Annotated in this window: 15 protein-coding genes; 4 read left to right on the top strand and 11 right to left on the bottom strand. The window is 64.3% G+C overall.

What is annotated here, in order from left to right; all coding sequences use genetic code 11:
- Positions 1-9: 9 nt before the first annotated feature.
- The 11 genes from FJQ89_RS18850 to FJQ89_RS18800 form a co-directional block, all read right to left on the bottom strand.
- Positions 10-903: an SMP-30/gluconolactonase/LRE family protein gene (locus FJQ89_RS18850; protein WP_141171281.1), complete on the bottom strand. Its 894-nt coding sequence runs from the start codon at positions 901-903 to the stop codon at positions 10-12.
- A gap of 14 nt (positions 904-917) precedes the next feature.
- Positions 918-2,648: an L-arabinonate dehydratase gene (gene araD, locus FJQ89_RS18845; protein WP_141171280.1), complete on the bottom strand. Its 1,731-nt coding sequence runs from the start codon at positions 2,646-2,648 to the stop codon at positions 918-920.
- Entirely contained in the window at positions 2,645-3,658 is a 1,014-nt protein-coding gene (locus tag FJQ89_RS18840) for a 2-dehydro-3-deoxygalactonokinase (RefSeq protein ID WP_141171279.1), read from the bottom strand. Before FJQ89_RS18840 ends, araD begins: the two co-directional genes overlap by 4 nt.
- 84 nt (positions 3,659-3,742) lie before the next feature.
- Positions 3,743-4,519: an aldose epimerase family protein gene (locus FJQ89_RS18835; RefSeq protein ID WP_141171278.1), complete on the bottom strand. Its 777-nt coding sequence runs from the start codon at positions 4,517-4,519 to the stop codon at positions 3,743-3,745.
- Positions 4,516-5,697 (bottom strand): XylR family transcriptional regulator, encoded by a 1,182-nt coding sequence (locus tag FJQ89_RS18830; RefSeq protein WP_141171277.1) that lies wholly within the window; start codon positions 5,695-5,697, stop codon positions 4,516-4,518. The genes FJQ89_RS18835 and FJQ89_RS18830 overlap by 4 nt, the downstream gene beginning before the upstream one ends.
- Before the next feature lie 157 nt (positions 5,698-5,854).
- The gene (locus FJQ89_RS18825) at positions 5,855-6,997 is read right to left on the bottom strand and encodes a sugar ABC transporter permease (protein WP_141171276.1); all 1,143 of its coding nucleotides are present in this window, start codon (positions 6,995-6,997) and stop codon (positions 5,855-5,857) included.
- Positions 6,994-8,565: a D-xylose ABC transporter ATP-binding protein gene (xylG, locus tag FJQ89_RS18820; RefSeq protein ID WP_141171275.1), complete on the bottom strand. Its 1,572-nt coding sequence runs from the start codon at positions 8,563-8,565 to the stop codon at positions 6,994-6,996. Before xylG ends, FJQ89_RS18825 begins: the two co-directional genes overlap by 4 nt.
- A 165-nt stretch (positions 8,566-8,730) precedes the next feature.
- A complete protein-coding gene (xylF, locus tag FJQ89_RS18815; RefSeq protein WP_099764341.1) occupies positions 8,731-9,705 on the bottom strand; it encodes a D-xylose ABC transporter substrate-binding protein in 975 nt (324 codons plus the stop codon).
- Between the two features lie 152 nt (positions 9,706-9,857).
- Positions 9,858-11,654 (bottom strand): IlvD/Edd family dehydratase, encoded by a 1,797-nt coding sequence (locus tag FJQ89_RS18810; RefSeq protein ID WP_141171274.1) that lies wholly within the window; start codon positions 11,652-11,654, stop codon positions 9,858-9,860.
- Positions 11,651-12,418 carry a D-xylose 1-dehydrogenase gene (gene xylB / locus FJQ89_RS18805; protein ID WP_141171273.1) on the bottom strand — a complete coding sequence of 256 codons (768 nt, stop codon included), beginning with the start codon at positions 12,416-12,418 and terminating at the stop codon, positions 11,651-11,653. The genes FJQ89_RS18810 and xylB overlap by 4 nt, the downstream gene beginning before the upstream one ends.
- A gap of 26 nt (positions 12,419-12,444) precedes the next feature.
- Positions 12,445-13,605, bottom strand: coding sequence for a fumarylacetoacetate hydrolase family protein (locus FJQ89_RS18800; protein WP_141171272.1), 1,161 nt, complete (start codon positions 13,603-13,605; stop codon positions 12,445-12,447).
- Positions 13,606-13,703: 98 nt separating this feature from the next.
- Between FJQ89_RS18800 and FJQ89_RS18795 the strand changes: the two genes are divergently transcribed.
- The 4 genes from FJQ89_RS18795 (at position 13,704) to mmsB (ending at position 17,929) form a co-directional block, all read left to right on the top strand.
- On the top strand, positions 13,704-13,985 hold the full coding sequence (locus tag FJQ89_RS18795; RefSeq protein WP_141171271.1) for a hypothetical protein: 282 nt from the start codon (positions 13,704-13,706) through the stop codon (positions 13,983-13,985).
- A 50-nt stretch (positions 13,986-14,035) separates the two neighbouring features.
- Positions 14,036-15,058 (top strand): multiple monosaccharide ABC transporter substrate-binding protein, encoded by a 1,023-nt coding sequence (chvE, locus tag FJQ89_RS18790; RefSeq protein WP_226939565.1) that lies wholly within the window; start codon positions 14,036-14,038, stop codon positions 15,056-15,058.
- A gap of 113 nt (positions 15,059-15,171) precedes the next feature.
- Positions 15,172-16,713 carry a multiple monosaccharide ABC transporter ATP-binding protein gene (gene mmsA, locus FJQ89_RS18785; RefSeq protein WP_071079996.1) on the top strand — a complete coding sequence of 514 codons (1,542 nt, stop codon included), beginning with the start codon at positions 15,172-15,174 and terminating at the stop codon, positions 16,711-16,713.
- Entirely contained in the window at positions 16,703-17,929 is a 1,227-nt protein-coding gene (gene mmsB, locus FJQ89_RS18780; RefSeq protein ID WP_141171270.1) for a multiple monosaccharide ABC transporter permease, read from the top strand. The genes mmsA and mmsB overlap by 11 nt, the downstream gene beginning before the upstream one ends.
- Positions 17,930-18,099 lie beyond the last annotated feature (170 nt).

Raw genomic sequence — 18,099 nt, 5'->3', positions numbered from 1 at the left:
TCTCTCCTGTCAGGCCGGCAGGGCGCCAAAGCGCACTTCCGGCAAACCGCGCACGTCCACCTGGCGCGCATGAAACAATCCCCCGGCCAGCGGTTCGCCCGCCAGCTGGGCCGGTGTCAAACTCTCCTGAGCGGTGGTGACGAACAATTCGTCGTAGTGCGGCCCACCCAGGCTCACGCAGCTGGGCTGCGAGACGGGCAAGGTGATCGCGCGCTCGACGCCGCCATCCGGCGCGAAGCGCAATACGCGTCCCGCGCCCCATTGCGCGCTCCACAAGTGGTCGTGCGCATCGATGGTCGCGCCGTCGGCGGCGCCGGGGCCGGGATCGAGCACGGCAAACACGCGCACCCGGCTGGCGTCGCCCCCCAGGTAATCGTCCCAGCGGTAGATCGCCTTCTTCATCGAATCGCAAAAATACATGGCCGTGCCATCGATGCTGAAGCAGATACTGTTCGAGATGGCGATGGGCGGCAGCGGCAGGCGCTCCAGGCTCAAGTCCAGGTTGAGGCGGTAAAAGCTGGCGATCGCATCGCGGCAGGGGCGCTCATCGAGCGTGCCAAAGACAAAGCGCCCCTGGCGGTCGCAGCGGCCATCGTTCAGGCGCGTCATGGGCAAGTCGCCCTCCACCGTGTGCAAGGGCGTGACGGCCCCGCTACGCGCGTCAAACCACGCCAGGCGCGAGGCCAGTCCCAACAGCAGCACGTCGTCGCTGTGCGTCAGCGCAAAGCAGGCCAGGCGCTCGGGCATGGCCCAGCTCTGGCGTTCGCCCGTCGCCAGCACCAGCGCATGCAGCTGGCAGCCTTCGATATTCGTCCAGAAAACGCGGCCGCTGCGTTCGCACCAGCGCACGCCCTCGCCCAGGAAATTCTGCGCATCGACCAGTAATTGGGCCCGTGTTCCCATGTCTGTTCCTTCTTTCAGTGAGATTCGCGTGGTACTGCCGAGCCACGGCAACCGACGAGGAAGTCCAGGTCCGCGCCTTCGTCGGCCTGCGTCACGTGCCTGATGTACATGGACTGGTAGCCGCCCTTCATGGCCGGCTCGGGTGCGCGCCACTCTGCGCGCCGGCGTGCCAGCTCGGCCTCGTCGACATCCAGGTGCAAGCGCCGTCCCGCCACGTCGAGTTCAATCATGTCGCCATCGCGCACCAGTGCCAGCGGCCCGCCCACGGCCGCCTCCGGCGCCACGTGCAGCACCACCGTGCCGTAGGCCGTGCCGCTCATGCGCGCATCCGAGATGCGCACCATGTCGCGCACGCCCTGCTCCAGCAGTTTTTTCGGCAGCCCCATATTGCCCACTTCCGCCATGCCAGGATAGCCCTGCGGGCCGCAATTTTGCAGCACCATCACGCAACTGGCATCGATATCAAGCGCGGGATCGTCGATTCTTTTTTTATAGTGCTCGATACTGTTGAAGACGACGGCACGGCCACGGTGCTGCATCAGCTGCGGCGAAGCGGCCGAAGGCTTGATGACGGCGCCGCGCGGGGCCAGGTTGCCCTGCAGGACGGCGATGCCGCCCTCGTCCTTGAATGGTTGCGCCAGCGGCGTGATCACCTCGGGATTGAAATTTTCCGCTTCGGCCACGTTGACGGCCATGCTGGCACCCGTGACGGTGAGCGCTTCGCCATGCAATTTGCCCAGCAGGTCGCGGATGATCACGGGCAGGCCGCCCGCATAGTAAAAATCCTCCATCAGGTACTGGCCCGACGGCATCAGGTTCAGCAGGCAGGGAATGTCGCGGCCCAGGCGATCCCAGTCGGCCAGGCGCATGTCCACGCCGATGCGCCCGGCGATTGCCAGCAGGTGGATCACGGCATTGGTCGAGCCGCCGATGGCGCCGTTGACCATGATGGCGTTTTCAAATGCGTCGCGCGTGAGGATCTGCGACAGTTTCAGGTCTTCATGCACCATGTCGACGATGCGCCGGCCCGTCAGTTGCGCCTGCAGCTTGCGGCGCGCATCGACGGCGGGAATGGCGGCGTTGCCGGGCAAGGTCACGCCCAGCGCCTCGACCATGCTGGCCATGGTGGAAGCCGTGCCCATGGTCATGCAGTGGCCGGCGGAGCGCGACATGCACGCTTCGGCCTGCTTGAATTCGTTTGAGCTCATGCGCCCGGCGCGCACATCTTCGGAAAACTTCCACACATCGGTGCCCGAGCCGATCGGTTTGCCGCGGTAATTCCCGTTCAGCATGGGGCCGCCCGACAGCACGATGGTGGGCAAGTCCACGCTGGCCGCGCCCATCAGCAGCGCCGGGGTGGTCTTGTCGCAGCCCGTCAGCAGCACCACGCCATCGATCGGGTTGGCGCGGATCGATTCCTCGACATCCATGCTGGCCAGGTTACGGAACAGCATGGCCGTCGGCCGCAGATTCGTCTCGCCCAGCGACATGACGGGAAATTCGACGGGAAAGCCGCCCGCTTCGAGCACGCCGCGCTTGACCATCTCGGCCAGGTCGCGGAAATGGCCATTGCAAGGCGTCAGCTCGGACCAGGTATTGCAGATGCCGATGACGGGACGGCCATCGAAGGCGTCACCGGGATAGCCCTGGTTCTTCATCCAGCTGCGGTGAATAAAACTGTCCTTGTCGTCGCCGCCAAACCACGCTTGCGAACGCAAGGGACGCTTGTTCTTGTTGTCACTCATACCGTCTCCTGCCGGGAAATCAAGCCGCGCGCGGCGGCGATCAGCAGCGCACCGTGACCGGCCAGATTTGCCTGCTGCTGGTCGTCGACGATGATGCGCTTGCCATAAAAAAATCCGTGTTCTTCGATCAGCAAGCCGAGCGCCTGGCGCAGCATGGGCTTGCCGGTAATGACGAGCGGCGTATCGGGCCGCATCTGGATGGCGGTGCTGTTGCGCAGCGCCAGCAAGTCGCCGCTGAGGACGGCCCCCATCAGGAAATTGGCCCGCTCATTGCATTCGACAGCGCTGAACTGGCCCAAGGTGCGCACGCTGAAGCAGGCGCGCGCCAGCCCCGTTTTTTGCGCCGCGGCCGCGCCGGCCAGCAGCATTTTCGGCACCAGGGTTTGCGCAAAACCGCCATCGACCGATTGCTTGATCAGGGTGTGCTGCGTGATCGCCTGCAGCAGCTCGCCCGCGATGGTGGTGCTGCAGCCGAGGATGCGGCGCTGCTCGTCCACGCTGATCAGTTTGGTATGCGAACCGGGCATGATCAAGGTCGCGGCACCGCGCAATTGCAAGCGCTCGAGCAGCGCGACGACTTCCGTCTCTTCGCCGCGCATCATGTCCATCGCCTCGACGTTATGCAGGCCGACGGCGCCATGCTGGTTGCGCACGCCGGGGATCAGCCACAGGGGCTGCGCCAGCACATCGGGCAAGTCCACCGCCTGCATGCCTTGCGCCAGCTGGGCCAGGCCGGCGGGCGCCGGCACATGCGCCACTTCCTGCACCCCCATGGGCGAGCTGATCATGCCCGAGGCCAGCGCCAGGTCCACCTCGGATGGCGCGATGCCCGCACTGGCCAGCACGCTGGCGATGGTGTCGCGCAGCGCCTGTTTCAGCGCGCCGTTATGGCCATCGATGGCGGTATTGCGCACGCCCGTTTCCAGCTGCGCCTGGGCGACGACAGCGCCTGCGCGCCACAGCAAGGTACGCGTATTGGTGGTGCCGGCATCGATGGTGAGTATGTTCATGGGCAGGTTCGCAGCGTCGGTCAGGACAAAAATAAATGAGGGGAAAACTACCCCATGGTAGAACTGCCCCGCATATCTGACCAATCACTTATTTGACATCATTGATACCGGTTCGGATATGTCAAACGCGTCGAGATCCTGCACGCCCAAACGGTAGGCTAGCGTGAAGCGCATCAGCTGTCCCGGCTGCAATTGCACGCCCCGCGCCAGCAGGGAAAAACAGCGTGCATCGGAAGACAGATGGCAGCTGTCCTGGCTACTGGAAAAACGCAAGACCCGGCCAGACGCGGGATCGGCAACCCGCGCCACCTCGCGCAGCTGGCCGCTGCCGGTCCAGTAAAAGTCATGCCCAAATCCCGGCAAGTTCACCAGCGCGGGCCAGGCCAGGCGCGATGCGAGCGGCGCCGGCTGGCGAAAGTCAAACGCGCTGCCCGCCACATCGAGCAGAGCATCGCTGGCGCAGCGGCCTGGCCAAGGCCAATAATGGTCGGCGGCCAGGCGCAGCACATGGTCGGCCACGGCAGCCCCCCTTCCCTGCAAATTGAAGCGCGGCGCGGCAAGCGCGAAACGGGAAATGGTATCGGCCGTGGCGGCGCAGTCGAGGTGCAAGCTGCCATCGTCGTCAAGCCGGTAGGCCAGGCGCACCGACAGGCCGTCGTGCGCCAGGTGCAGCAGCAAGTGGCCGTCCTCCGGTGGCGCGCACCGCCAACCCGTGGACAACCGCGCAGCAGGGGGCGCAGCGCCCAGCACATCGGCCAGGCGGCCATAGCGGTCGGGTGCCCACCAGGCCCGCACGCTGGCATCGTGCGCGTCGATGGCCACGCGCATGCCGCGCGTATTGTGCAAGGTAAAAATCGTCATGGCGGTGGCCCGCTGCGCTGCTGGAATTCGCGCGGCGTGCAGCCGAGTTCGCGCTTGAAGACGGCGTGCATGTACTGCACCGTGGTAAAGCCGCAACGCACTGCCACCTCGGCCACCTGCCCCGGCCCACGCGCCAGCAGGGTCTTGGCCGCATCGAGCTTGAAATGCAGGATTTCATCGTGCACGCTGCGCCCCAGTTCCTGGCGGAAGTGCGCTTCGAGCGAGGAACGCGACACGCCCACGTAATCGGCTACCTGCTCCGTCTTGATGCCCTGGCAGGCGTACTGACGGATGAAATGGCGCGCCTGCATCACCTGCGGGTGCTGGAAGGGCTGGTGGCGCGTGGAAGCAAGCACGTTCAGGCCGGCCGGCGGCACCAGGATGCGCGTGCCGGACAGGCGCGCGCCATTCAACATCTGGTGCAGCAAATGCGCCGCGGTGCGGCCCATTTCCTCGGTGCCCTGGATCACGGAACTCAATGGAATGCGCGTGAGCATGCGCGCCAGCGGGTCGTTGTCGATGCCGATCAGGGCCACTTGCTCCGGCACGGCGATGCCCGCATGCATGCAGGCTTGCAGCAGCTGGCGCGCGCGCGCGTCGCTGACGGCGATGATGCCGACGGGTTTTTCCAGGCTGTTGAGCCAGGCGATCTGCTGCTCCACCGCTTCATCCCACGAGGGCGCGCTGGTGGCGACGCCCCGATACACGTCGGCGCGCATGTGGTCGCGCTCCATCAGCGCGCAAAACGCCGTTTCGCGCTCCTGCGCCCAGCGGTTGACATCGGCCTCGGGCAGGCTGAAACAGGCAAAGCGGCTCAATCCCGCTTCCACCAGGTGTTCGTAGGCCAGCTTGACGATCTTGAAATTATCGGTCGCCACGTACGGGATGCCAGCCGGGTAATCCTCGGCGCGCGCATACGAGCCGCCCACGGCCACCACGGGCAGGCGGCTGTGCGCCAGCGCCGCGCAGACGGCGGGATCGTCGAAATCGGCGATGATGCCGTCGCCCTGCCAGCGCTCGATGCCGGGCAGGCGGCAGCGAAAATCCTCTTCCAGGAACAGGTCCCACGACACGCGCGTGGTGTTCAGGTAGGCGGCGATGCCCGCGATGATGTCGCGGTCGTAGATTTTATTGCCGTTAAACAGCAGCGCGATCCGGTGCGCGGTCGGTAACTTCATGCTGGTGTCTCCTCCATGTGGCGGCTAGGCCTTTCGGGGCCTCGAAAAACCGTAGCGAGCGGTCCAATATCGCCTTGAGTAGCGCAAGCGTACGAAGGTACGCTGAGCAACGCAGAGGCGATAGTGGGACGCGCAGTAGGTTTATCGAGGTTCCCCGCTATCTACGCCCCGCGCGCGTGCTAACATCGACCCACACGGCGAGAGTGAGGATACTGCCTTTCACGATCATCTGCCAGTAAGTGTCCACGTCCAGCATGGACATGCCGTTATCGAGGCTGGCCATGACCAGCGCGCCGATCAGGGCGCCGTACACGGTGCCCGAGCCGCCGCGCATCGAAGTGCCGCCGATGAAGCAGGCGGCGATGGCATCGAGTTCGCTGAAGGTGCCGGCCGAGGGCGAACCGGCCGCCAGGCGGCCCGTGTTGATCAGGCCCGCCAGCGCGCACATCAGGCCCATGATACCGAAGATCCACAGCTTGACGGCTTTCACGTTGATGCCGGACAAACGCGTCGCCTCCATATTGCTGCCGACGGCGTAGATGCGGCGGCCGAACACGGTCTGGCTGGTGATGTAGCTGAACAGTCCCAGCAAGGCCAGCAGCAACAGCACGGGCAGCGGGATGCCTTCATAGCCGTTCAGGGTTTGCACGAAGGCGTACAGCACGGCGCCGATGACGGCCAGGCGCAAGCCGTCGGCCCAGGGCGCCGTCTGCGGCAAGCCATGCTGCGCGCGGCTGGCGCGCGCGCGCCACGTCAGGAAGGCGGCCAGCAGGAACAGGCCGACGCCCAGCACGATGCCGGGCACCGCGGGCAGGTAACCCTGCCCCAGGTAGACCATCGGCTCGGAGACGGGCGCGATCGTGATGCCGCCCGTGATGCCCAGCAGGACGCCGCGATACGCAAGCATGCCGCCCAGGCCGACGATGAAGGACGGAATGCCCCGGTACGCCGTCAGGTAGCCATTCAAGAGGCCGATCACCAGGCCGCAGCCGAGTACGGCCGCCAGGTTCAGCGCCAGCGGCCAGTGCTGCGTCACGTCCAGCACGGCGGCGATGCCGCCCAATAGCCCCAGCAGGGAGCCGATCGACAGGTCGATCTCGCCGGCGATAATCACCAGCACCATGCCGCAGGCGAGGATGCCGGTGACGGACATCTGGCGCAGCAGGTTCGACAGGTTGCGCGGCGTGAGGAAACTGCCCTGCGTCTTCCACGAAAAGAAGGCCCAGATCAGCGCTACGGCGATCAGCAGGGCCAGCATCTTGTATTGGGTGAACAGCTGTTTGATACTGTGCGGTTTCATGCTGCGGGTTCCTTGTTAGCGGTGTTGGTGGCGGGCGCCGGACGCTGGTCCAGCGCCGCCGCCAGCACGGTTTCCTGGCTCAGGCCATCGTTGATAAAGTCGCCGCGCAACCGGCCTTCGCCCATCACCAGCACGCGGTCCGACACGCCCAGCACTTCGGCCAGTTCCGACGAGACCATGATGATGGCCACGCCCCGGTCGGCCAGCGCCAGCATCAATTTGTAGATTTCATATTTGGCGCCCACATCGACGCCGCGCGTGGGCTCGTCGAGGATCAGCACGCGCGGGCGCGTCAGCAGCATCTTCGCCAGCACGGCCTTTTGCTGGTTGCCGCCCGACAGGCTCGTGATGGGCAGCGACGGGCTGGCCGCCTTCAGTTCCAGCTGGGCGATCTCGCCGCGCACGGCCGTCAATTCCGCCTCGCCATCGATGCGCGTGGCGCGCGCGAATGTCTCCAGCACGGCCAGGGTGATGTTCTGCCCCACGTCCAGGTCCGGCACGATGCCGTGATGCTTGCGGTCTTCCGGCACCATGGCCAGGCCCATGGCAATCGCCTTTTGCGGAGAGCTGGTATCGATGCGGCGGCCATCAAGCCACACTTCGGCCTGGCACGGCCCCTGGTAGGCGCCGAACAGCGCCGAGACGAGCTCCGTGCGCCCCGCCCCCACCAGGCCGGCGATGCCGAGGATCTCGCCACGGCGCAGGCTGAATGACACGTCGTCGACGCGCTTGCGCTGCGGGTTGTCGGCATCGATGCAGCTCACGTGGCGCGCCTCGAACAGCACTTCGCCGATAGGTGCCGGCTGCGCGCGTTGCGGGTACAGCTGGCTCATTTCGCGGCCCACCATCTGCGCGATGATGCGCTCGACGTTCATCTGCGCCATCGGTGTGGTGGCGATATGCTTGCCGTCGCGGATGACGACGATGGTGTCGCAGATGGCCGCCACTTCATCGAGCTTGTGCGAAATGTAGATGCAGGTGACGCCCTTGGCTTTCAGGGCGCGCAGGATATCGAGCAGCACGGCGATTTCCGACGCCGTCAGCGACGACGACGGTTCGTCGAGAATCAGCAGGCGCGCATTCTTGTTGAGCGCCTTGGCGATTTCCACCAGCTGCTGGTGGCCGCCGCCGTAATTCATCACGGGCTGCGCCACGTTCAGTTCGGGAATTTTCAGTTCGCGCAGCAGCTCGTCGGCGCGCTTGTACATGGCCGCGTAATGCATGCGCCCGCCGGGCAGGGTGAGCTCGCGTCCCATGAAGATATTCTCGGCCACGGACAGCTGCGGCACCAGCATCAGTTCCTGGTGGATGATGATGATGCCCGCGTCTTCCGTGTCGCGGATCGATTGCGCGCGCAGGGGCTGGCCCTCCCACAGGATCTCGCCATCCCAGGTGCCATGCGGATAGACGCCGGACAGCACCTTCATCAGGGTCGACTTGCCGGCGCCATTCTCGCCGCACAAGCCGATGCACTCGCCGGCCCGCACCTGCAGGTCGATGCCGTCAAGCGCGCGGACACCGCCAAACTGTTTGACGATGCCTTTCATTTCAAGCAGATAGTCGGACATGCTCACTCTCGTTGCGGATACAGGGAAAACCACAGGCTGGAAGACCGGCGTAGGTCGGCTTAGCGCGCAGCGCGTAAGCCGACACCACCACCAGCGTTTTCCGGAGCCGGCGGATGTCGGATTACGCTACGCTAATCCGACCTACGTCCAATATTCTCGAGGGACTTAATTACCCAGCTGCGCCTTGGTATAGAAGCCGTCATCGACGAGAATGTTCACATTCGCCTTGGTCAGGGGCGTTGGTTTCAGCAGCACCGTGCTGACCTTTTTCAGGCCGTTGTCATAGCTGGAGTTGTAGGCCGGCTTTTCATTGCGCGCCAGCTGGATGGCCAGCTTGGCCGCTTCCGAAGCGATGGTTTTCAACGGCTTGTAGACGGTCATCGACTGCGTGCCGGCGATCACCCGTTTCACCGCCGCCAGGTCGGCATCCTGGCCCGAGACGGGCACCTTGCCAGCGAGCTTTTGCGCAGCCAGGGCCTGGATGGCGCCGCCGGCCGTGCCGTCGTTCGAGGCGACGATGGCGTCGATCTTGTTGCCGTTGGCCGTCAACGCGTTTTCCACGATGGACAGCGCTTCGGTGGCGCTCCAGTCCTTCACCCACTGCTGGCCGACGATCTTGATGTCGCCCTTGTCGATGAACGGTTTGAGTACTTTCATCTGGCCTTCGCGCAGCATCTTGGCATTGTTGTCGGTCGGCGAGCCGCCCAGCAGGTAGTAATTGCCCTTTGGCTGCAGCTTGGTCACGCCTTCGGCCTGCATCTCGCCCACTTTCTCGTTGTCGAACGAGATATACGCGTCGATATCGGCATTCAGGATCAATCGGTCATACGACAGCACCTTGATGCCGGCCTTTTTCGCCTCCTTGACGGTGTTGTTGAGCACAGTCGCATTGAACGGCACGATCACCAGCACGTCCACGCCGCGCGAAATCAGGTTTTCGATCTGCGAAATCTGGCGCTGCTCGCTGGCGTCGGCCGACTGCACGAAGACCTTGGCGCCCTGTTTTTCGGCGGCGGCGATGAAGAAATCGCGGTCGCGCGTCCAGCGTTCCACGCGCAAATCGTCGATGGAAAAGCCGATCTTCGGGTTTTTCGCATCAGCCAGGGCGGCGCTGCTGCTCAATGCCAGCATGGCGGTCATGATGGCTGCACTGATGATCTTGTTCATTGTGTGTCTCCTTGTGGATTTTATTAACAACGTTTTTTCACTACGGGTGCTGCTGAAAAATTTTATGTCTGTGGTGGTGTCGGGTTACGCGCAGAGCGCTAACCCGACCTACCCCGACCTGCCTGCTAATGGTTATGGCGTGGCAGGGTCTGGCCCACGGCGCGGTATTTCAGCGCCAGCTCCATGCAGGCGCCCGTTTCCAGCTGGCCCACGCTGGCGCGGTAGATCTCTTGCCACGGCGTGGCGCTGTCGTTGACGGGCGGCGGCAGTTCTTGCGCGCGGCGCGCCAGCTCCTGTGCCTCGACCAGCATGTCGCAACGGCCCGCGTTCAAGTCCACGCGGATGATGTCGCCCGTGCGCAGCAGCGCCAGGCCGCCGCCCACGGCGCTTTCCGGCGACGCGTTCAGGATCGAGGGGCTGTCCGAGGTGCCCGACTGGCGCCCGTCGCCCAGGGTCGGCAGGTTCAAAATGCCGGCCTTGAGCAGCGCATCGGGCGGCTGCATGTTGACCACTTCGGCCGAACCGGGCCAGCCCACGGGGCCGGCGCCGCGCATGACCAGCATGCAGCTGTCGTCGATCGCCAGGGCCGGGTCGTTGATGCGCGCGTGGTAGTCGTTTGACCCGTCAAAGACGATGGCGCGCGCCTCGAACACGCCTTCGCTGCCGGGACGCGACAGGTAGCGCTCGCGGAAAGCGGGCGAGATCACGCTGGTCTTCATGATGGCGAAGTCGAACAGATTGCCCTGCAAGGCCATGAAACCGGCCTTTTCCTTCAGCGGCGCGGCAAACGGGCGGATCATCTCGCGGTCCGCGCTTTCACGGCCCGCCAGGTTTAGCGCCATGCTCTGGCCCGTGACGGTGGGCCGCTCGGCATGCAGCAGGCCCGCCTGCTGCAGCTCCCACATCACGGCGGGCACGCCGCCGGCGCGGTGGAAGCGCTCGCCCAGATACTTCCCGGCCGGCTGCATGTTCAACAGCAGCGGCACGTCGTAACCGTGTTCCATCCAGTCGCTCGAGTGCAATGCCACGCCCGCGTGACGCGCCATGGCCATCAAATGCGGCTGCGCGTTGGTCGAGCCGCCGATGGCCGCGTTGACGATGATGGCGTCCAGGAAGGCCTCGCGCGTGAGGATGCTCGACGGGCGCACGTCGTCATGCGCCAGCTCGACGATGCGGCGCCCCGTGGCATAGGCGATCTGGCCCCGCTCGCGGTACGGCGCGGGGATGGCCGAACAGCCCGTCAGGGACATGCCCAGCACCTCGGCCAGCGCATTCATGGTCGATGCCGTGCCCATGGTGTTGCAGTGGCCGGCCGACGGCGCAGAGGCGGCGGCGATCTGCAGGAATTTGTCGTTGTCGATCAAGCCGGCGGACAGCTGGCGGCGGCCCTTCCAGATGGCCGCGCCGGAACCGACCAGTTCGCCGTCCATCCAGCCATCGAGCATGGGACCGCCCGACAGCACGATGGCGGGAATGTCCACCGTGGCGGCGGCCATCAGCTGGGCCGGCGTGGTCTTGTCGCAGCCCGTGGTCAGCACCACGGCGTCGATCGGGTAGCCATGCAGGATTTCCACCAGGCCCAGATACGCGAGGTTGCGGTCCAGCGCGGCCGTGGGACGGCGGCAGTTCTCGAAGATCGGGTGCAGCGGGAACTCCATCGGGATCCCGCCCGCGTCGCGGATGCCGTCGCGCACGCGCTGCGCCAATTCCAGGTGGATGCGGTTGCAGGGACTGATATCGCTGCCGCTTTGCGCAATGCCGATGATGGGCCGCCCTGAACGCAGCTCCTCGGCCGTAATGCCGTAGTTCATGAAGCGCTCGAGGTACAGCGCCGTCATGTCGATGTGCTCGGGATTGTCGAACCAGTCCTGCGAGCGGAAGCGGCGCGGTGCGGTCGATGGCGGAATTTTCAGGTCGCTCATGCGCCGTACCAGCCTGCGTCGACATAGTATTCGCGGCCGGCGCACTTGGCCGCATTGTCCGACGCCAGGAACAGCGCCAGCGCCGCCACGTCTTCCGGCTCCACGCGCGTCTGCAGGCATTGTCCCTGCAGGATCAGCGCTTCCGCTTCCGGCGTATGCCACAGCCGCTCCTGGCGCGGCGTACGCACGGCGCCGGGAATGATGCAGTTGACGCGGATGCCGTCGACGCCCAGGTCGCGCGCCAGGCCGCGCGTGAGACCCTCGATGCCGGCTTTCGCCGTCATGTAGATCGACAGGTTCGCCTGCGCCAGGTGCCAGGAAATCGAGCCCAGGTTGAGGATCACGCCGCTGCCCTTGGCCCGCATGGCCGGCGCCACTGCCTGGGCGCAGAAATACTGGTGGCGCAGGTTGACGGCGATGCGCTCGTCCCAGTACGCGGGCGTGACGTCCTGCAACTGGTGGCGGTCGTCATTGGCGGCGTTGTTGACAAGGATATCCGTGGCGCCCGCGCTGTGTTCAATATCGGCGAAGGTGGCGGCCAGGGCTGCCAGGTCCGTCAGGTCGCAATAGCGGAAAACGGGTGGCTGCGGCAGGTGCGCCAGCTTGTCCTGCAGCACCAGCGACGCCTCGCGGGCGATGTCGAGAAAGGTGACGTGGGCGCCCTGGCGCGCGAACGCCTCGACGATGGCCACGCCGATGCCGGTGCCGCCGCCCGTGATGATGACGCGCTGACCTGCCAGGCTGGGGTAAGTTGCATGCTGCATGGTGTCTCTCTTTTAAAAAATTGGAATCAAAGCAAACCGCGACGGGCCAGGTTCCGGTACAGCGCGCGCACGCCGAACGTCCAGGGAGGGATCGCATCGCAGCGCTGCACGTCGTTGACCAGCGCGCCCAGCGCGGCGCTGGCAATCGTCACGCGGTCGCCCAGATGGTGCGTGAAGCCGCCGCCCTGTGCGCCACGGTCCTTCACGGGTGAGAACATGGTGCCCAGGAACAGCATGAAACCGTCCGGATACTGGTGGTACTGGCCCGCCGTCTGGCGCACCAGGTCGAGCGGGTCGCGGCTGATCTCGCGCATGAAGCTGGCGCCTTCGAGCACAAAGCCGTCGTCCGCGCCTTCGATCAACAGCGACACTTCGGCCTGGCGCACGGAGTCGAGCGTGAAGTGTTCATCGAACAGGCGGATGAAGGGGCCGATGGCGCAGGAGCCGTTGTTGTCCTTGGCCTTGCCCAGCAACAGGGCGCTGCGCCCTTCGATATCGCGCAGGTTGACGTCGTTGCCCAGGGTCGCCCCCAGCACCTCGCCGCGGCTGTTGACGGCCAGGACGATCTCCGGCTCCGGGTTGTTCCAGGCGGACGATGGCAGCAAGCCCACCTGCGCGCCGCAGCCCACCGACGACATCGGCTGCGCCTTGGTAAACACTTCCGCATCGGGGCCAATGCCCACTTCCATGTATTGCGACCAAGCGCCGCGCTGCTGCAGCTGCTGTTTCAGGCGCTGCGCCGCCTCCGAGCCCGGTTTCAGGGCCGACAAGTCGCCGCCCAGGGTCGTTTGCAGCGCAGTGCGCAGGCTCGCGGCGCGTGCCGCGTCGCCGCCCGCCTGCTCTTCGATCACCCGTTCGAGCAGGCTGACGGCGAAGGTCACGCCACAGGCCTTGACGGCCTGCAGGTCGCACGGCGCCAGCAGCAGCGGCTCACCTGCCGGTGCGGCCAGCGCCTGCGCCAGTAGCGCCTGCACGGAGCCGAGCGCGATACCGGGCGCATGGCGGGCGATATCGAGCGCATCGCTGCGCTCGAACAGCTCGGCCACCGTCGCTACCGTCTGCGTGAGGTCGACCACTTCGCCGCCGCGCACGGCGACGACGCAGGGTCCGTCACGCCAGATGCGGCCGATAAGGAGGGCCTGCGCCAGGTCGGCGGGCAACAGGGAAGCGGGGGAAATCGGCTGCATGGCAAGCTTTCAAAAGGTCGTGACGGGATGGCCGGTCTTCAAGTCCGGACCGATTCTGCGCGCCGCCCTGTGTCGCCGCAATTACGAAAATCACCAAATTGAATGATGATTATTGGTATTGCAGCGCACCAAAAAAAGCCGCCGCCCGGCCCCCGTTTCCGCCCTGTCAGCAGGCGGAAACGGGCGCAATGGCGCATTGCATCAATTGGCTGATCGATACCGTTTTGGATATCGCCTATGCGAAAAAAGTGATTGGTGAGGGATGGATGGACAAACTAGTATCAGCCGTGGCCTGCAATCGGCCATCCGCACGGAGCCCGCCCACTGGGACGACGGCCCTGGCACATTCAACTATCGAAGACGGTGGAGACCTGAAATGAAAACAACAATGAAAATGCTGACCGCGAGCCTGGCGCTGGCCATCTCCGGCATGGCGGTAATGCCTGTGGCTAGTGCCGCCGACAAGGGCGCGATCGGCATCTCGATGCCGACCAAGTCGTCCATGCGCTGGATCGCCGATGGCGACAACATGGTCAAGGTATTCAAGGAGCGCGGCTACAAGACGGACTTGCAGTTTGCCGACGACGATATCCCGAACCAGCTGGCGCAGGTGGAAAACATGATCACCAAGGGCGCCAAGGTGCTGGTGATCGCCGCCATCGACGGCACCACCTTGTCGAACGTGCTGCAAAAGGCGGCCGACAAGGGCATCAAGGTCATCTCGTATGACCGTCTGATCCGCGGCACGAAAAACATCGATTACTACGCCACCTTCGACAACTTCCAGGTCGGCGTGCTGCAAGCGGGCTATATCGAATCGGCGCTGAAACTCAAGGAAGGCAAGGGTCCGTTCAATATCGAACTGTTCGGTGGCTCGGCCGACGACAACAACGCGCACTTCTTCTACAACGGCGCGCTGTCGGTGCTGAAACCGTACATCGACAGCGGCAAGCTGGTGGTGCGCTCGAAGCAGATGGGCATGGAAAAGGTAGCCACCCTGCGCTGGGATGGCGCCGTGGCCCAGGCGCGCATGGACAACCTGCTCAGCGCCTACTACGGCAATGCGCGTGTCGACGCCGTGCTGTCGCCGTATGACGGCTTGAGCATCGGCATCCTGTCCTCGCTCAAGGGCGTCGGCTACGGCACGCCGAAACAACCGTTCCCCGTCGTCACGGGCCAGGATGCGGAGATCCCGTCGGTGAAATCGATCATCCGCGGCGAACAGGCGTCGACCGTGTTCAAGGACACGCGCGAACTGGCCAAGGTGACGGCGAACATGGTCGACGCCATGATGTCGGGCAAGGTACCGACCGTCAACGATACCAAGACCTACAACAACGGCGTAAAAGTCGTGCCGTCCTATCTGCTCAAACCCGTCACCGTCGACAAGGCGAACTGGAAGCAGGTGCTCGTCACCGGCAGCGGCTACTACACGGAAGCGCAAGTGAAATAAGCATCGACGGTACTGAAGGCCCGGCGCTGCCGGGCCTTTCGCTTCATGCACGATCAAGAACAAGACTGCCGCACGACCGGCGCCGACCAGCGCGGCCGTGCCAGAGAGGTTATATGACGAACACTATCCTGGAAATGCGCGGGATACGCAAAACATTCCCGGGCGTCGTGGCGCTCGACAATGTCAACCTGCGGGTACGCAGCGGCGAGATCCACGCCATCGTCGGCGAAAACGGCGCCGGCAAATCGACCCTGATGAAAGTGCTGAGCGGTGTCTACGGCCATGGCAGCTATACGGGCGACATCGATTACCTGGGCCAGACGCGGCACTTCCGCGGCATCAAGGACAGCGAAGAAATCGGCATCATCATCATCCACCAGGAACTGGCGCTGGTGCCCCAGCTGTCGATCGCCGAGAATATCTTCCTCGGCAACGAACCTGCCCATATGGGCGTCATCGACTGGGAATACGCGCAAACGAAGACGCGCGAACTGCTGCACAAAGTCGGCCTGAAAGAGTCCCCGGACACCCTGATCACCAACCTGGGCGTAGGCAAGCAGCAGCTGATCGAAATCGCCAAGGCGCTGTGCAAGGACGTCAAGCTGCTGATCCTCGACGAGCCAACGGCCAGCCTGAACGAAAGCGACAGCGCGGCCCTGCTCGACCTGCTGCTGGGCCTGAAAGCCCAGGGCATCGCGTCGATCCTGATCTCGCACAAGCTCAATGAAATTTCAAGAGTCGCCGATGCCATCACGGTGCTGCGCGATGGGAACACGGTCGACAGTTTCGACTGCCGCATCGAGCCCGTCAGCGAAGACCGCATCATCGAAAAAATGGTCGGGCGCGAGATGGCCGACCGCTATCCGCCGCGTACGCCCAGCATCGGCGCGACCATTTTCGAGGTGCGCGATTGGCGCGTCTTCCATCCCGAACATGCCGACCGCCCCGTCATCAAGGGCATCAACCTGCACGCCAAAAAAGGCGAAATCATCGGCATCGCCGGCTTGATGGGCTCCGGGCGCACGGAACTGGCGATGAGCATTTTCGGACGCGCCTACGGCCAGCGCATCAGCGGCACGGTGCTCAAGAATGGCCAGGAAATCGACGTCAGCACCATCGGCAAGGCGATCGCCCACGGCCTCGCGTATGTCACGGAAGACCGCAAGGGGCTGGGCCTGATCCTCGAGGAAGACATCCAGAAGAACACCAGCCTGGCCAACCTGGATGCGATTTCGAAGCACATGGTGATCGACGAGCAGCGTGAATTCGGCGTGGCCGAGGAGTTCCGCCGCAAGCTCAAGACCCGTTGCTCGAGCGTGGCGCAGAAGGTAGTCAATCTGTCCGGCGGCAACCAGCAGAAAGTGGTGCTGGCGAAGTGGCTGTTTTCGCGCCCCGACATCCTGATCCTCGATGAACCGAGCCGCGGCATCGACGTGGGCGCCAAGTACGAGATCTACAGCATCATCAGCGAGCTGGCCGCCGAAGGCAAATGCATCATCATGATTTCCTCGGAAATGCCGGAATTGCTGGGCATGTGCGACCGGATCTATGTCATGAACGAAGGCCGCTTCGCGGCAGAACTGAGCGCGGCAGAAGCATCGCAGGAGCGCATCATGCGCGCGATCGTTACACACGGAGAAAACAATGGACAATAAATTGACAGCGGGCGCGCCGGCAGCAGCAGCAGCAGCAGCGCCAGCGGCCGCGCCGCAAGCGAAAAGCTATGCCGGCTTCTTGAAGAACAATATGCGCGACTACGGCATGCTGCTCTCCCTGATCGTCATCATGGGCTTTTTCCAGTACATGACCGATGGCACCCTGATGCAGCCGCTGAACCTGACGAACCTGGTGCTGCAAAACAGCTACATCGTCATCATGGCGCTGGGCATGCTGATGGTCATCGTGGCCGGCCATATCGATTTGTCCGTCGGCTCCGTGGTCGGCTTCGTCGGCGCGCTGGCGGCCGTCCTGATCGTCAACTACCAGATGAACTTTGTCGCGGCCAGCATCGTCTGCCTGCTGGCCGGCGCCGTCATCGGCGGCGCGCAAGGCTATTTTGTCGCCTTCTTCAAGATCCCGTCGTTTATCGTCACGCTGGCCGGCATGCTGGTGTTCAAGGGCCTGACCCTGGCGCTGCTGGCAGGCCAGTCGGTTGGCCCCTTCCCGGAAGGCTTCCAGATGCTCAGCTCGGGCTTCCTGCCCGATCCGTTCGGCGGAGAGAATCTGCGCGGCTTGTCGCTGCTGCTGGGCGTGATCGCCGCCGCGGCGCTGATCATCACCTCGCTGCGCAGCCGCGCCAAGCAACTGAAACACGGCATGGAAAACGAGCCGCGCGCCTTCTTCCTGCTGAAAAACGCCATCTTCGCCGCCGTGATGGTGTATTTCAGCTACCTGCTGGCGTCGTACCGCGGTTTTCCCAACGTGCTGGCCGTGATGTCGCTGCTGATCGTCGCCTACACCTTCATCACCAACCGCACCGTGCTGGGCCGCCGCGTGTATGCCGTCGGCGGCAACGAGAAGGCGGCGCGCCTGTCCGGCATCAAGACGGAACGGGTCAGTTTCTACACCTTCGTCAACATGGGCATGCTGGCCGCGCTGGCCGGCCTGATTTTCGCGGCGCGCCTGAACACGGCCACGCCAAAGGCGGGCACGGGTTTCGAGCTGGACGTGATCGCCGCCTGCTTCATCGGCGGCGCCTCGGCCTCGGGCGGCGTGGGCAAGGTGATGGGAGCCGTGATCGGCGCCTTCATCATGGGCGTGATGAACAACGGCATGTCCATCATGGGCATCGGCATCGATTACCAGCAGGTGATCAAGGGCCTGGTGCTGCTGGCGGCCGTGTTCATCGACGTGATCAACAAGAACAAGTAGACCGGTTCGAGCCTTAGGGGGCTCAGGCCGGCGTTCGCGCCGGCCTTTTTATATATAACGTCGGACAAAAGCGTAGCGAGCGGCAGCAAGTTGGGGCTAAGAAGCGCAGCTGTGCTTTAGCATGGGGCCGCCGAGGCAGTGAGCATCGCAGGCCGCAAATTGCGACGCGC

Source organism: Janthinobacterium tructae (genome assembly GCF_006517255.1).
GTDB lineage: Bacteria > Pseudomonadota > Gammaproteobacteria > Burkholderiales > Burkholderiaceae_D > Janthinobacterium > Janthinobacterium tructae.
This window is presented reverse-complemented; position numbering and strand designations above follow the sequence as displayed.

Excerpts from the sequence above, each read along its gene's own strand:
- FJQ89_RS18850 (WP_141171281.1), bottom strand. The coding sequence starts at position 903 with ATGGGAACACGGGCCCAATTACTGGTCGATGCGCAGAATTTCCTGGGC.
- araD (WP_141171280.1), bottom strand. The coding sequence starts at position 2,648 with ATGAGTGACAACAAGAACAAGCGTCCCTTGCGTTCGCAAGCGTGGTTT.
- FJQ89_RS18840 (WP_141171279.1), bottom strand. The coding sequence starts at position 3,658 with ATGAACATACTCACCATCGATGCCGGCACCACCAATACGCGTACCTTG.
- FJQ89_RS18835 (WP_141171278.1), bottom strand. The coding sequence starts at position 4,519 with ATGACGATTTTTACCTTGCACAATACGCGCGGCATGCGCGTGGCCATC.
- FJQ89_RS18830 (WP_141171277.1), bottom strand. The coding sequence starts at position 5,697 with ATGAAGTTACCGACCGCGCACCGGATCGCGCTGCTGTTTAACGGCAAT.
- FJQ89_RS18825 (WP_141171276.1), bottom strand. The coding sequence starts at position 6,997 with ATGAAACCGCACAGTATCAAACAGCTGTTCACCCAATACAAGATGCTG.
- xylG (WP_141171275.1), bottom strand. The coding sequence starts at position 8,565 with ATGTCCGACTATCTGCTTGAAATGAAAGGCATCGTCAAACAGTTTGGC.
- xylF (WP_099764341.1), bottom strand. The coding sequence starts at position 9,705 with ATGACCGCCATGCTGGCATTGAGCAGCAGCGCCGCCCTGGCTGATGCG.
- FJQ89_RS18810 (WP_141171274.1), bottom strand. The coding sequence starts at position 11,654 with ATGAGCGACCTGAAAATTCCGCCATCGACCGCACCGCGCCGCTTCCGC.
- xylB (WP_141171273.1), bottom strand. The coding sequence starts at position 12,418 with ATGCAGCATGCAACTTACCCCAGCCTGGCAGGTCAGCGCGTCATCATC.
- FJQ89_RS18800 (WP_141171272.1), bottom strand. The coding sequence starts at position 13,605 with ATGCAGCCGATTTCCCCCGCTTCCCTGTTGCCCGCCGACCTGGCGCAG.
- chvE (WP_226939565.1), top strand. The coding sequence starts at position 14,036 with ATGGCGGTAATGCCTGTGGCTAGTGCCGCCGACAAGGGCGCGATCGGC.
- mmsA (WP_071079996.1), top strand. The coding sequence starts at position 15,172 with ATGACGAACACTATCCTGGAAATGCGCGGGATACGCAAAACATTCCCG.
- mmsB (WP_141171270.1), top strand. The coding sequence starts at position 16,703 with ATGGACAATAAATTGACAGCGGGCGCGCCGGCAGCAGCAGCAGCAGCA.